This is a genomic window from Mesobacillus persicus (assembly GCF_900109925.1).
Lineage (GTDB): Bacteria > Bacillota > Bacilli > Bacillales > Cytobacillaceae > Mesobacillus_B > Mesobacillus_B persicus.
In genome coordinates, this window is the sequence record NZ_FOBW01000018.1 from 1 (window position 1) to 14324 (window position 14324).

Annotated in this window: 12 protein-coding genes; 4 read left to right on the forward strand and 8 right to left on the reverse strand. The window is 39.8% G+C overall.

Annotated elements, in window-relative coordinates; all coding sequences use genetic code 11:
* Positions 1 to 463 precede the first annotated feature (463 nt).
* The 3 genes from BMX30_RS19510 to BMX30_RS19520 form a co-directional block, all read right to left on the reverse strand.
* Complete coding sequence (locus tag BMX30_RS19510) at positions 464 to 1705, reverse strand: aminopeptidase (protein WP_090749470.1); 1242 nt, start codon at positions 1703 to 1705, stop codon at positions 464 to 466.
* Positions 1706 to 1805: 100 nt separating this feature from the next.
* A complete protein-coding gene (locus BMX30_RS19515) occupies positions 1806 to 2906 on the reverse strand; it encodes a threonine aldolase family protein (RefSeq protein ID WP_090749472.1) in 1101 nt (366 codons plus the stop codon).
* A 99-nt stretch (positions 2907 to 3005) separates the two neighbouring features.
* Positions 3006 to 3452: a universal stress protein gene (locus BMX30_RS19520; RefSeq protein WP_244532676.1), complete on the reverse strand. Its 447-nt coding sequence runs from the start codon at positions 3450 to 3452 to the stop codon at positions 3006 to 3008.
* A 410-nt stretch (positions 3453 to 3862) separates the two neighbouring features.
* On the opposite strand from BMX30_RS19520, the gene BMX30_RS19525 reads away from it, so the two are divergent.
* A complete protein-coding gene (locus tag BMX30_RS19525; protein ID WP_244532677.1) occupies positions 3863 to 4435 on the forward strand; it encodes a DUF7010 family protein in 573 nt (190 codons plus the stop codon).
* A gap of 106 nt (positions 4436 to 4541) precedes the next feature.
* Here BMX30_RS19525 and BMX30_RS19530 read toward each other — a convergent pair whose 3' ends face one another.
* Positions 4542 to 5705 (reverse strand): SEC-C metal-binding domain-containing protein, encoded by a 1164-nt coding sequence (locus BMX30_RS19530; protein ID WP_090749476.1) that lies wholly within the window; start codon positions 5703 to 5705, stop codon positions 4542 to 4544.
* A 370-nt stretch (positions 5706 to 6075) separates the two neighbouring features.
* Between BMX30_RS19530 and dpaA the strand changes: the two genes are divergently transcribed.
* Both dpaA and BMX30_RS19540 read left to right on the forward strand, forming a co-directional pair.
* Positions 6076 to 6957, forward strand: a complete 882-nt coding sequence (gene dpaA, locus BMX30_RS19535; RefSeq protein WP_090749478.1) for a dipicolinic acid synthetase subunit A — start codon at positions 6076 to 6078, stop codon at positions 6955 to 6957.
* Between the two features lie 333 nt (positions 6958 to 7290).
* Positions 7291 to 7473, forward strand: a complete 183-nt coding sequence (locus BMX30_RS19540; protein WP_090749480.1) for a DUF3896 family protein — start codon at positions 7291 to 7293, stop codon at positions 7471 to 7473.
* 149 nt (positions 7474 to 7622) lie between these two features.
* Here BMX30_RS19540 and BMX30_RS19545 read toward each other — a convergent pair whose 3' ends face one another.
* Positions 7623 to 8183: an MEDS domain-containing protein gene (locus tag BMX30_RS19545; RefSeq protein WP_090749482.1), complete on the reverse strand. Its 561-nt coding sequence runs from the start codon at positions 8181 to 8183 to the stop codon at positions 7623 to 7625.
* Between the two features lie 56 nt (positions 8184 to 8239).
* Entirely contained in the window at positions 8240 to 8368 is a 129-nt protein-coding gene (locus tag BMX30_RS24145; protein WP_280139992.1) for a hypothetical protein, read from the reverse strand.
* Between the two features lie 110 nt (positions 8369 to 8478).
* Between BMX30_RS24145 and BMX30_RS19550 the strand changes: the two genes are divergently transcribed.
* The gene (locus tag BMX30_RS19550; RefSeq protein ID WP_170843949.1) at positions 8479 to 9510 is read left to right on the forward strand and encodes an alpha/beta fold hydrolase; all 1032 of its coding nucleotides are present in this window, start codon (positions 8479 to 8481) and stop codon (positions 9508 to 9510) included.
* Between the two features lie 87 nt (positions 9511 to 9597).
* On the opposite strand, the gene BMX30_RS19555 is transcribed toward BMX30_RS19550, so the two are convergent.
* Together BMX30_RS19555 and BMX30_RS19560 are read right to left on the reverse strand one after the other, a co-directional pair.
* A complete protein-coding gene (locus BMX30_RS19555; protein ID WP_090749486.1) occupies positions 9598 to 13104 on the reverse strand; it encodes a bifunctional 2',3'-cyclic-nucleotide 2'-phosphodiesterase/3'-nucleotidase in 3507 nt (1168 codons plus the stop codon).
* Positions 13105 to 13555: 451 nt separating this feature from the next.
* The gene (locus tag BMX30_RS19560) at positions 13556 to 14227 is read right to left on the reverse strand and encodes a Dph6-related ATP pyrophosphatase (protein ID WP_090749488.1); all 672 of its coding nucleotides are present in this window, start codon (positions 14225 to 14227) and stop codon (positions 13556 to 13558) included.
* Positions 14228 to 14324: the final 97 nt, after the last annotated feature.

The following is a 14324-nucleotide window of genomic DNA, read 5'->3' on the forward strand; positions in this document are numbered from 1 at the left end:
AATAGAAGAAACATGATAAATATTGTTTGTTGACGCTTGTTTGTTTAGTTTTCAAAGAACAATTGTTTCAGCATCGCTCAGAAGCGACATCTATTAATATATCATATCCATCTCGTAAAATCAAGTAGAATGTTTTTTTAATATAATTGATTTGATAAGACGTTGCTGTTGTTAACAGCGGATACTTAATATATAACATAATGTTAAACTCGTCAATACTTTTAGTAGAAAAGTATTTCTTAGCGATACTTACCATTGCTGTCTGAAGCAGCTAAATTAGAATACCACCCTTTTAAAAGCTAATCAATAGAAAAATATTACATTTCCAAAATCGAATAAGGAGACAGCCAAACGTTTGTATAGACCTTATTCCCATTAACACACTAAAATAAACAAAACCCAAGAGACAGCTATCAACTAGCTGGATCTCTTGGGCGTTAAACTTGTTTCTTCTATAGTAAAATTAAATTGCCCAGTCCCCATTACGGAAGATTGGAACGATGGTACCGTCTATTTTAATGCCGTCAATATCCATCTTGTCAGAACCAATCATAAAATCAACATGAACGATGGATGTGTTCATGCCATTTTTCAACAATTCTTCTTGGCTCATTTTCGTTCCGCCTTGAATCGTCGTTGGGTAAGCGGAACCTATTGCTAAGTGATTGGAGGCATTTTCATCGAATAACGTGTTAAAGAAAGTCACTCCTGATTGAGAAATTGGCGAAGGATTTGGGACAAGGGCGACTTCACCTAAACCTGTTCCGCCTTCATTATCGAAAACCAATTTCTTAATGGTTTCATCGCCTTTTTCAGCGGAAACCTCGATAATCTTCCCATCTTTGAAACGGACTTCAATCCCTTCAATTAATGTTCCCGCATAACTTAGAGGTTTCGTACTGCGAACTACCCCGTCCATGCGATGGGTATCAGGAGCCGAATACACTTCTTCAGTTGGCATATTGGCAATAAACTCTTCACCTTTTGGGTTTTTGCTTTCCGCACTACACCAAATATGATTCTTCGCTAATCCTAATGTAAGGTCTGTACCAGGTGCTGTGTAATGCAGCGCATCAAATTGCATTTCATTCAACTTGGCTGCTTTTTCGTTTAACGTTTTTTTATGCTCATCCCATGCGGCAATTGGATCTTCTTCATACACACGGCACGTTTTAAAAATTTGATCCCATAAAGCGTCGATTTGCTCTTCTGTTGTTGCTAAGTCAGGAAATACTTTTGCAGCCCAACCAGCTCCAGCCGCTGAAGCAACCGTCCATTTCAAATCATCATTTTGCGTTGCCTTACGCTGAGCATGAAACGCTTGTCCGAATACCTTCTGATAGGCAGCAATTTTAGCTGGATCGACTTCATTCAATAATCCTGGGTCGCTTGATACAATCGATAGACGACTAACGCGATGGTTCAATACATGATCTTCGGACTCTTGAATTTCGTAGTCAGGGATGTTCGTAAGCACCTCTGTTGGCTGATGCAAGTAATGAAGCTTGCTAATTTCATCATCAGACCATTTAACGATGACTTTTTCCGCACCTAGGGCATAGGCTTCTTGTGTGACTAAACGAGCTAAAGGAGCTTGATCAACTGAGATTGTCATTTTCACCCAATCACCAGCTTGAACATTGATTCCTTTGGATACTAAAAGTTTTGCATATTTATGTAGATTTTCTTTAAAGTTTCGTAGCACCTTTTTTACCTCCAATTATGTAATTTCTAGTTATTATAGTAGCATAATTCAGGATAACCTCCTAAAGTTCACCCTTATCCTGCCTTTCTTTAGTATGGACCTAAATAGAAGAAAACCTTTGTTTCATTAACGCATCTAGTTGCTTGAATACCTTTTCGAGTAATTCCCTCGGCACAGTCTCATACAAATCTCCTAAGCTAACTTCGAAAGAACAGCTATTTTCATCAATTTCTTTTAAGTAACTCGTAAGACCAATTCCTGTTTGCTGTTGAACTTCAGTCAAAATAGGCTCGACTAGCTCTTTTGCTTGATGGAAATGAACATGAAACATATTTGAAACAGGCTCAAGCGGCAAGGTAGAAATGCCATGACACGCATTATAAAACCCAGCGAGTTCTTTTGCCGCCTCATAATATAGTTCCATTTTATCTGCTCGTTGACGATAATAATAATCCGCAGAGAGAATATATGGATATAAGCTGATCAAATCTCCACCATAGCGCCTTTTCCATACCTTAGAGTGTTTGATAAACTCCTTATCCCCAGCCAAAACCGCTCCAGCAATTCCACCTACCCCTTTATAAAACGAGATGTAGACGCTGTCAAAAAGGGCGCAAACCTCGGCGGCAGACTTCTGGTAATAAGGAAGGACTTCTAGTAATCGTGCTCCGTCTAGATGCAGCTTAATGCCATGTTCCTGGCAGTGTTTCGATATTTGTTCTAGCGTTTCAAAGCTCGGCAATTGCCCACCAATTTCACGCTGAGGCAATTCCAGTAAGATACTTGCGATTGGTTCCTCTATTCTCAAAACATCTTCGAGCTCGATAACTCGATTTTTCTCTGCAAGCAAAACCGTTTCAATCTTATGTAATTCTTTCAATCCATCTTCTTCGTGAATTTCTATATGACTTAACGGATGATAAGCTACTTTTCGCAAACCTTTTTCATCACACCAGATACGAAGGGCAATTTGCTGCGCCATTGTCCCACTAGGGAAGAATACCGCTTCCTCTTTGCCTAGGGTCGCTGCCATCTTTTCTTCAAATTCCTGGATGACCGCGCCCTCTCCATAATTATCACTTTCCAAATCACCATCAATCGATTTAAATGCTTCCTTTAATACATGGATGTTACGTTCACCGTGGCCCGCCAACTTGTAATTACTATTTTTGAAAGTATCTTTTAAAGTGTTTTGTACCATCAAATATCCCCCTCTCCTCTATCAGATTATAACAAGAGGACGGTTCTTCGCGCTTCTTTTTCGTAGAAAAAGAAGTAGAAGAACCGTCCCCAAAACGAATTATTTTACCACCAAAACCGGGCATGTTGCCTTGTGTAGAACATGGTTGCTTACGCTTCCGAGGAACATTTCCTTTAGTCCACTCAATCCTCTGCTTCCAATGACGATGAAATCTGCATCGTTCACCCTTGCAAATTCTTCAATCACTTGTGCAGGATCCCCGTCTAACACATAGGTTCTCGTTTTATTCGGCAAGGACTCCAACTTTTGTTCAATTTCTTTTCGGATTTCCTGTGCGCCTTCATGTTGAAGTTCGAGCCTAGGTAATAAAGGAGTCATCGCAAGGGAAGCAGCTGGAATCTCCGGTTGGATAACCATCAAAACATTCACTTCAATTTTTTCATCTTGGGCTGCTAGTGTCATCGCCATTTCTAAGGCTTTTTTACTGGAATTCGAATGATCATAAGGAACCACCATTCTTGAACAAATCGCTAACATCATCATCATCCTCCAAATATAAACTTTTAAACTCATTTTATTCATCTGGTCTGATCAATGGTGGGATAAAACTACATCTGTTTGTTCGGCTTAAAACCATGTCATCGTGTTTTTCGTTGGCTTTAGGCAATGGTCTCCTTAGACATCTTCCTCCCATTTTGAACTTCGTTATAGTAACAACCTTTACACATATATTTTAGCTCTTTTTTATCTTTAATTGACTATTTAGATAATATTGTCAATAATCCGTCACTATCATCGTTCAAACAATCTACATAATTTCATTCTTGCTAAGTTTTAAGACTACATTTATACAAGGTAACTAAATCTATTTCTTATCAAAAAAAAGATGGTAAATACAGGTAAAAATTGTTATAATATTGAAATGAATAAGTCCATTAAATAAGGAGTGCTCATTGATGGTAACTCTTGAAGAATTACAGTCTGATATCATAATAGAAGCCAAAAAAGGATATCCGATTTTGTTGTCAGGCTCAATTGTATTTTTGCTCTTTACTTTTCTCCCTTTTATCCTCCCGATGGAGCTAATTCATTTAATTTGGATCTTTGGTTTAGGTGCCATCTTTCCCCTTGGGTTATTGCTCAGTAAGCTACTTGGTGTCAACCTTCTATCCACCAAAAACCCACTAGGTACGTTAGGAGGAATCGTTGCCGGACCACAAGCTTTCTACATACCCGTCTTTATTATCGTTTATATGCACATTCCCGCGTACCTTCCCTTTACCATAGGCTTACTTGGAGGATCGCATTTCCTTCCTTACATGTGGATTTATAAAAGTAAAGCTTATCTATTCGTTACCTTAGGTGTTTGCCTATCTGCAATGATTATTGGCGGATGGATGGTCGATTACGCGTTTACTCTTGTACCGTTAGCTATTTCGATCGTGTATGGGCTTGGCGTAGTACTAATCTTAAAAGAACTCAAAACGGAAAGAAAAGAACTCACTCCTTCCAGTCAGCTAACCAGATAAAAAAAGACCGCCTTCCACTAACCTATACAGGCCCAATGGAGGCGGTCTTTCCTATTCCTGCATCCCCTAACAGGATCACTACTAATCATAAAAGCTGTCCACCTAATTATTTCCCACAGCACTTTTTATATTTCTTCCCACTCCCGCATGAACATGGATCATTCCGACCTACTTTGTTGTCAATGCGAAATGGGCTCCCCACCCCTTCACTGCTCTCTTCACTTGTTCCTCTGAATTCAAGCTCTCTTCCAAGTGCTGCTTGTCGCCATTTCTCTAAGTCCGGATGTTCCAGCCCTAAGATTGTGTAATAACTATAAACGGTGTGCTCCATATCCACGAGCCCAGAAAAATACTCGTTTTCCATATGGTCTTTAATCTCTGGTAGAGCTTCTACCGAAAATTGGTGGCAAAGTGCTTCAATCAAGACATCTTGACTGTCTAGTTCTTCTACCTGATGATAGGCGTCTTTTAACACTTGAACAGCAAGGTCCGATTTTATATTCTCCACGATTGAAGTCGCATAAATCGCGGATTCGTCTTTTAGTAAATAAGGTTTTACCTCCTTGACCACTTCATCGGATTGGAAACAAATTAAGGCAGCTGACACTTCTTCTAATAAAGTATCATCTTCGCGATCCAATAAGCGAGAAAGTGTTGGGATATATTTTTCTAATTTTAATAAACCAATCATAAAGACGGTTAAAATCCCATTAAAAGAGAACCAATCTTTTTGTAACTCCTTTTGAAGCTCTCTGTCGATTTCATCCTCAGTAATCCAGCCTTTATTTACGATACAGGCAGCCAGTTTTTTCGCTTTTATGTATTCTTCAGGCTGAAAAGAATCGGCCTGATCAAGGGCATTTACGGCCTCTAGAAACTTTGGGTAGACTTCTTCTTTTGTTCCATTTACAAGTAACTCATAAAAGGGCCATACATCATTCGTCATAAACGGTTCCAGCTGGTCCTTATTTTTTAAAGCAAGTTCAGGTTCAATCTGACCTAACAAGCTTAACGCTAAAGGTAAATTGGACTGATCTACCCCAGGGATATTGTCAGTTAAAATCTTTATTGATTCATCATTAAACGATTGATGATCGATATAGACAAAAATCGAGGGTTGTTTTTCTTTATTTTTAAATGCCTCTCTTAATAATTCATTTGTCCATTCTACCGGGAGATTCGGATAATCATGGATTGAACGAAGAACCGTCTCCTGAATTAACAGATCATCGCTGATTAAATGCGGTTGGATTTTTTCTAAAAAGGTCATGTACGTAATTCCTTTCTCTTTGCTATTGCTGATAATTTACCATATCCTTTATCTATAGGAAAGCAAGGCCTATCCAATTGTTTCCAAATTTAATTAACGGCTGCCAACAAGTTAACCCTGCGGTTACGGGACAGAGCTTCAACTCGCCCTGTAACTTTAAAAAGTTACCTCATTTCCAGAATGAGCGGTTGCCGTTCCTAATATAGATGGTTATACATATCTTTTACTATATTCTATATTAGCTTGGTTTTCTTCGCCTATAAAATAAGTGTGAGTTATTTGAAGGCTGTGTTAACCGGGTCTATGATTTCCGCTCCATTCAACAGTAAGTCAAACAACTCACAGCCATTTTAAAAAAGGTGGTATCAGAATGAAAAAGGATTTTCATTTATTGATTTTAGGTGGCGATGTTCGCCAAAAGGAAGTTGCAAAGATCGTACATGAAAAGAACGTCCGCGTTTCTTTAGTTGGCTTTGATCAACTATCCGATCCTAGTATTGAAAAGATAAAATGCGATGCCCAAAACATCGATTACACGCAAGTAGATGCCATCCTTGTGCCGGTTTCTGGTATCGACCATGAAGGAACCATTGAAGCGCAGTTTTCACGTGAAAATATCCTTTTTACCAAGGAAGATTTATTCAAAACACCTGAACACTGTGTCGTCTACACTGGCATCAAAACACCGTATCTAAACCAATTAGAGGATGGAACCGGAAGAAAAGTCGTTCCTTTATTTGAGCGGGACGATATGGCGATTTTCAATTCCATCCCCACCGCAGAAGGGACATTGAAGATTGCGATTGAACATACCGATTTTATGATTCATGGATCTCAAGTAATGGTTCTCGGCTACGGGAGAGTGGGAAAAACGATTGCACGACTGTTTGATGCCGTGGGAGCTAAAGTGTCTGTTGGGGCACGAAACGAGGCCGATTTGGCCCGAATCATCGAAGTGGGCTTAACCCCTATCCCGTTAAAAAATCTTGAAAACGAAATAAGTAAAATTGATATTTGCATCAATACGATTCCAAATAGGATCCTAACACCAGCGGTCCTTGATAAAATGGCCCAGCACGCCCTCATTATTGATGTTGCTTCTAAGCCTGGCGGCACCGACTTTCAATATGCTCAAGATATAGGTTTACAAGCATTATTGGAACTTGGCATTCCAGGCAAAGTGGCGGCAAAATCAGCAGGAGAAATTATTGCCAAGGTGCTAATTGAAATTTTAGAGGCCGATTTCACGTAAGCAGCACCCCTAGGGAAATTCTTTAACCCGGCTCATATGAATGCTTTTCTAGACTTCCACTTTCACTGCAGCATGAACATAATCTTCATTATTGCTCCCGTTTTCATGATTGACGGGGGCTTTTCGTGTGAATCGGTGTTCACTATTTATTTTTGCCTTTTAGGAATACCAAAGTTTCACACTCTTCTCAAAAATCTTTCACAATTTAGAGATATAATCCTGATTGGAAATTCTTGTTTTTTTATATAATAGAAGTAAGAAAGCGATTACAATCAGCGACTATCATAGTACAAACTGAATGAAAACCAAATCCTAAAATAGAGGGTGATGAGATTGGATTATAAAGAAGTTAGAGCTTATTTAGAGGAAATGAAACAAACCTTGGAAACTAAAATGACCGATCCTAGCCTCTCAATGGAAGAAAAGGAAGAGATCCGAAGATCCATTGGGAATTATGAATACATCATTGAATTAACGGATATGAATCATTTTGAACGTGGGTCAGTGAACCAGTAATAGTTTTCCGATTTAGTTAAATCATTTAGGAGCATGGCATCCCCCAGGCTCCTTTTTTATTGGTTCCTTATAGCACTCTTCTGTCCCTAGTCAGTAAGACCAAAGGGCATCCTATCACAAATTAAATTTTCAGGAATTGTAAGGCTATTTTATTTGGTAGCCTTTACAAAGAAATCAGTGTCTGTAAGCTGACAGGGATGAGAACTGTTTAGATCTTTTTTAAGAGATTCAGATAGTCGGTCGGCATCGTAGGCACAAACGGAAGTGGTGTTCATTGAGGAAACCGTTTGATTGGCTACTTCTTCAAACTCTTTGATTTTACAAGTAATTTCATCATCGTTTCCCCACTCGACATGGGCCCACGTACAAATAGTACCTCCTCTTTTCCTATAAGGTTCTAAGAGATCCGTAAAAGTTGAGATAATCGTGGGCGTATGAAAATCACCATGTGAAAAGTAAAAATCAAAATTATTTACATAGTTAATTAGCTTCTGCCCCTCCTCAGATATCTGCGAGTTTAGTTTCTTTTTGATTAATTGGAAAATCCTCTCGTTTTCTATTAATATGATAAAATTCCCCTGCTCAACCTCAGTTAAAATAAATGTGACGACATTTTCAATATAACAATCTAGTTTCTCAAAACAATAAAGGATATGGTTGCATATTGGCTCCTGAAGTGGGTTAGCCAGTTGCCCTGATATTTTATTCATTCTTGTTCTCCTTCTTACCGATTGGACGTAGATCAGTTGTGTCTAATTTTTAGTTACTATTTCGGTATGGATTGCTGTGTTTCCTTCTTGACAGACCCAACCAACTTCATTTGCTTCTGTACAGCCAACTCCCATAAAAAGATAAACCGGTTAAAGTGGTTTGGAACCTTAACAATTGATGCCATCCACCTATTCATCCTAGGTTTAAAAATGATCAGCGTTCTTTCCTCTTGAATGTTATAATCAAAAGCATAAATGTGCATAATTTAAAACTATAAAAGTTGAGGATATCCAAGTGAAAAGGAAGATTACAACTAATCGAACTACCCATTCAATTTTCTCTGATGTGGACTTTGAACCAAAATCTCCAACAGATAAAGACCCTTCTATTAATCTAGCTGAATTTGTTGAGATTAATGGCATTGAACAGTTCCTGTACCATGCTGGGGATAAGACAGAAAATCAGGTGATTCTTCACTTACATGGTGGGCCTGGTAATGCATTCTCAAATAAAGCTTATTTACTTAAGGAATGGAATTCGTCGTTTACGATGGTTTATTGGGATCAACGCGGTGCTGGGAAAACAGCGTTAAAAAATCCTGATGCGGTACCAACATTTGCGAACATGTTAGAAGATATCCATGAAATTATTTTATATTTAAAAAGAAAATATCACAAACAGAAGATTGGTCTATTCGCTCATTCCTGGGGCACCATCATCGGCTCCATTTTCGCAAACCAGCATCCAGATGATGTTGAATTTTATATCGGGGTTGGTCAGGTCATCGCACCCGTTCAAAATGAAATCGTCGGCTATCAAGAAACCCTTCGCAGATTGAAAGAAAATGGGGATACAGAAGGGCTAAAACAGCTAGAAGTGCTCGGTGACTATCCGGGGGATAAGCCAGAAGAAATGTTAACCAAAATGAGTGTCGTCCGCGAATGGCAAGGGAAGCTCGGTATGACTAAATTTGACCCACAGGAACATTTAGATCAAATCAAACAGAGTCCCTTGTTTCATCCGGATGATTTAAAAGCTCAAAACGTTAGTGCCAAATTGCTAACCGGTTTGTTTATTGAAATGTTCCATTATAGTCTATATGATTACCCGCTTACTTATGAGGTTCCCGTATATTACATCTTAGGAAAAGACGACTGGCAAGTCCCTTCAATATTAGGAATCGAATACCTAAAGCAAATCACTGCACCAGAAAAGCAACTACTCCTAATCAAGGACAGCATGCACTCCCCCATGCTCGAAAAACCAACAGAATTCCTCCACGCCCTGCGCAAGATCATTGGGGACGGTTCTCTTGCTTCCTTTTAGCAAAGGAAGCAAAAGAACCGTCCCCACTTCAACAAAAGACTGAAGAGATTTCCGTAGTGGATTCTCTTCAGTCTTTTTTGTTTTGGCTTATTGAACTCTTTGAATTCTTCCTTCTGATTTATATTCAAAAGGAGATGATAGTGCGTTTACGTAGTCAACTGTTGCTTCTAGGTCGACTGGTCCAACTTCCATGTCAGTAGAAAGTCTGCCGATGCTTGTACCGATATTCCCGTACATATAGTTGTTTACGACAACTGAATATTCTTTAGATGGATCGATTGGAGTTCCATCTGGCAGTAAGATATCAACAATTTCACCTGATGTAGCCTCATCGTCATACGTGTATGTGTAGGTGAAACCTGAGATATGGTAATCAAGCCCACGAGCGGTGATTTGCTCGTCTAAAATCACTCGTAAATCCGCACCGCTTAGGTTTACCTTATTAAGGACGTTCCCAAATGGTTGGACCGAGAATAAATCTCCGTATGTGACTTCACCAGCTTCTAATGGGGAGCGAACACCGCCACCGTTCATTAAGGCAAAGTCTGAATCCATTGCGACTTTCATCCCATCAGCAATCAGGTTTCCAAGGGCAAGATCACCGAACTCTCTTGTGACAGTTGGGTAGCCTTTTTCTAGGGTAGAAACGGACTGGCCAACAACTTGTGCTTTGATTGGCTCGACTTTCGCCTCGTACTTATCCATAATAGCCGCTACTCCTAAGTCTGGAGTATAATCCTTTTGGAAAACCGTTTTAATTTCTGCTGTTTTGCTATAGATATCTCCAGTTAAAGGATCAATCTCTAAATCTACATCTGAGAAAGCAGAACCGTAAGAATATGCTTGAACAATTAGTTTATTGTCCACCAAACGGTTTACACTCACATGGTTGTGGGCCGCAAAGATTACGTCTACTTCATCATTGACTTGTTCGGCGATTCGACTAGCATCGAATCGATCGGTGTAACCTGTTTGTGTAGCAGGGTTATGGGCAAGTACTACAATCGCTTCAACGCCTTGTTCTTTTAACTCAGCTGTATATTTGTTAATTGCCTCTACTTCATCCGTGATTTCTAGTGTTTCGTTGCCTTTTCTTACAATCATCTCAGGTGTTTCTTGTGTGACGACACCAATTACCCCAATCTTTTCTCCACCTGTTTCTAAAACAGTATAAGGATTAGTAATTAACTGCCCGTCTCTTGTATCGTACGCATTAGCTGCTACCATTGGGAAATCGATTCCATCATAACCAGCAGTTCCATTTGGGTGCTCTCCACCATTGATCATACGATTCAGTTCATCAATGCCTTCATCAAACTCGTGATTGCCAAGAGTACCCGCATCAAAGCCAATCTCTTCAAGAATCTCAATGGTCGGCTCGTCCTGGAATAAAGCCGAAATTAACGGGCTTCCACCAACCATGTCGCCTGAATGAAGGATTAACGTGTTCGGATTTGTAGCTTCTTCTTGCTTTAATGCAGCGGCCGTATATTCAATATGACCGGCTAGTTGTTCGCCAACTTTTGTCACAGTATCCAACTGCCCATGTAAATCATTTAATCCCAAAAGCTGGACCTTTACCCCACGGTTAAGGTCGATATTGAAGATACCAAAACCGTTAGCATCTGTTAGGCCAGAATAGGAGAACGGACTTCCTTCACCAATGTATTGCTCAGCCTTTGGTGAAGTCGTAAACGTAACATTCACATCCGCAGAGATTGGTGCAATCGACCAGTTGTTGTCTGCAGTTGGTGTAATTTCTTTTACTTCAGAAATGTAATCCATTAAAATCTGACGGTTTTCATCGGCTGAATCAACCACTAACTCACTGCCTTTTAACCCAGGGAAGTTTCCGCCCCCGCCTGCACGGTAGTTATTTGTTACAACAACAAACTCCTGCTCAAGGTCAATTGGTTCTCCATTGTATTCAAGGTTTACGACACGGCTGGATTCTGGGTTAATCAGGTTTCCGTTCTTGTCATATTTCGGCTCTTTCGTTACATCGATTTGGTATTCAACACCGTCAATGACATCAAAGTTGTAAACCGGGAAGCTAGGATTTAGTAATTCCTGTGCTTCTGTTGTCGAAGTGTCAATGGTATTGAATTTACCTGCAGTCATCTCAATCCATTCCTTGACAACGGACCCACTCACTTTAACCGCTTTTAACGTATTGTCATAAAGGTATAAATCACCCGCACTGCGGATCGTTAAATCGCCTTTTTTAATCTCGGTGTATTCGTCCACGCCATTACGACCTGCTTTGAACGGGGCACCTACTGATAAAATTGGAAGATCTTTTAATTCTGGCTTGTTTAACTCAAGGTAATTTTCTACATACCATTTCTGAGCGTTCGTAACGACTTGAATTGATGGATCATCCTGTACAAGCGCAAAATAGCTGTAAATGTCATCTGTTGTTGTGCCGATTGGCGTATTTACATACTCAATTGTAGCCTCGTGTTCATCCGTAACTGCCTTCACAATCTCTTCATCAGCTTGGACTCCTTCGATTGCTCTTGTGGAAGATTGAGAGCTAGCAACCGACCACTTTCCTTTCACCTTTTGTAAAGTAAGGTCAATGATCCCCAATGCTCCGCCGCCGTAACCAGCTTGGACGGCTACTACACCATTGATTGTACCTTTTGCGTTATCTACTCCTGGTAAAGGTTGTCCATCTGCCCCCTTGAACAAAGCATCTAAACTCTTAACATCTTTGGCCGGGAATACTTTATGAGTGTGCGAGAACGTAATCGCATCAATGCCAGAGACTTTACTTAATGCATAAACGGTGTCTTCCGTGTTTGCTTCATTTCCGCTAAAGCCCGAGTGGGCCATGGCAATAACAACATCTGCTCCTTCAGCCCTCATTTGCGGAACAAACTTTTCAGCCGCCTCGGTCACATTTTTCGTAATCACCTTGCCATCAAGATGAGCCTTGTCCCACTCATTGATTTGAGGCGGAACAAATCCAATGTAGCCAATTTTAATCACTTTGGTTTTTCCGGCTTCATCGACAACTTTTTTATTAACAATTTTATATGGTGAATATTTATTTACATCATTTGTCGGGTCATTGTCATGGTCATCTACATAAACGTTTGCATTCACATATGGGAAATTTGCATCATCATAGACTTCATCTAGATACTCTAACCCATAGTTAAATTCATGGTTACCTAATGTAGCCATGTCATAATCCATGATATTCATAGCTTCGATCGCAGGATGGACTTCTCCCTCTTCAAGTGGATCAATCTTCGCTTTGTATGTGCCAAGCGGAGTTCCCTGGATGAGGTCACCGTTGTCTACTAGTACAGAGTTGTCTGCTTCTGCACGCGCTTGTTTTACAAGAGTGGCCGTTTTCGCGAGCCCAAGTTTGGGTGCCGCGGCATTCTTGTAATAATCATAGCTTAATAGATTTGTATGAATGTCAGTTGTTTCCATGATGCGGAGTTCTACCTCTGATTGAACCTTTGGTGCAGTAGGTTTTGCTGCTAGGACATTAAACGGCATTAAAGGTGTTGCTAGCAAGCTTAGCGCAAGAGTACTAGATAAAATCTTTTTCCCCTTAGATTTGCTCCTCTTTTTCATACGCTACATCCATCCTTCGATATTTTTTGAACCCGAATAGGCTCTAAAGCTAAATATAGCAGAATTATTTTTTAAAGGTTTAAAACATTTGAAATATGAATCTAACAGCCTATAATATTTTTTATCCAGTGAATCTGAAGACCTAAACAGGGACGGTTCTCCTGCTTCTTTGGTAGGAATTCCGTGGATGATAAATAGCATACAATAGACAACAAAAAGCGCTTTAAATAATAAAGCGCCTAAGTAGATTTCTTCATCCTTAGTTTCTATTCCTTTTATATTGAGTAATCCATTTCGTGCAGAAACACTGTAACTTCACTACAAGAACCCATATCTTTGTTGAATCTCTCTGCACCTTTAGCACAATAATAGCTTCCAGAACGAAAACTCCTAATACTTATAAAGCAAATATATCGACAGCCCAGACTAATCTAATTTAGAAACTTAAAATTTAGGTTTGAAGACCATATTTCCTATACTCTAGCTTTTTCGTTGTTTCTAGTTCAATGACTTCAGGTTGCTCAAGTATAATTCTTTGTTTAAAAAGTGGGCCATCATAAACAAAGGTATGATACTCCCCAGCTTCCCCCATTGGACAGACCTTTTCTAGTTTAATATCTCGTAAAAAGGAGTCATCTAAGTCTCTCCCGAGCCATGATTCATCAAGCACATCTTCCCTCACTCGAATTACCGTTGATTTGTACCCTGAATCGACGAATGTTTTTAATCCATTCAACGCATCTTTCTCCTCCATCCAAAGAGGATAGATTGCATCAATGCCAACTGCCTCGGCGACCTTTTCTCCCCACTCCCGATGGGGATCAAAATATAAATCTCCAAAAGCAACTCCAGTAATCTTAAGTTGCCCCTTTAATTCTATTAAATCTTTTACAAAGCTGTCCGTGTACCCTTCAAAGGAACAACGTATAAAATGTACAGGAATCCCTAATGCTTCCCCTTGAAGTTTAATCATTTCCATCTTCTCTCCGTGGCCAAAGGTTCTGCCAATTTCAGCGGGAACCGTCGTCACCAAACAAGCAACCTCAATCCCCTGCCTTGTCAAAACATCCAGAGCGAGACAACCATCTTTCCCCCCACTCCAAGAAAGTGCTAATCTTTTCATTTAGTTTCCTCCTCTGGGGACGGTTCTCCTGCTTCCCGATAACCAAAAAGCAGCAAGAGAACCGTCCATCCTTTACGAACAATTGAATAAAATCATC

Coding starts and splice junctions, on each gene's coding strand:
- BMX30_RS19545 (WP_090749482.1), bottom strand. CDS start 8,183: ATGAATAAAATATCAGGGCAACTGGCTAACCCACTTCAGGAGCCAATA.
- BMX30_RS19560 (WP_090749488.1), bottom strand. CDS start 14,227: ATGAAAAGATTAGCACTTTCTTGGAGTGGGGGGAAAGATGGTTGTCTC.
- BMX30_RS19530 (WP_090749476.1), bottom strand. CDS start 5,705: ATGACCTTTTTAGAAAAAATCCAACCGCATTTAATCAGCGATGATCTG.
- BMX30_RS19525 (WP_244532677.1), top strand. CDS start 3,863: ATGGTAACTCTTGAAGAATTACAGTCTGATATCATAATAGAAGCCAAA.
- BMX30_RS19555 (WP_090749486.1), bottom strand. CDS start 13,104: ATGAAAAAGAGGAGCAAATCTAAGGGGAAAAAGATTTTATCTAGTACT.
- BMX30_RS24145 (WP_280139992.1), bottom strand. CDS start 8,368: ATGGCATCAATTGTTAAGGTTCCAAACCACTTTAACCGGTTTATCTTT.
- dpaA (WP_090749478.1), top strand. CDS start 6,076: ATGAAAAAGGATTTTCATTTATTGATTTTAGGTGGCGATGTTCGCCAA.
- BMX30_RS19520 (WP_244532676.1), bottom strand. CDS start 3,452: ATGATGATGATGTTAGCGATTTGTTCAAGAATGGTGGTTCCTTATGAT.
- BMX30_RS19515 (WP_090749472.1), bottom strand. CDS start 2,906: ATGGTACAAAACACTTTAAAAGATACTTTCAAAAATAGTAATTACAAG.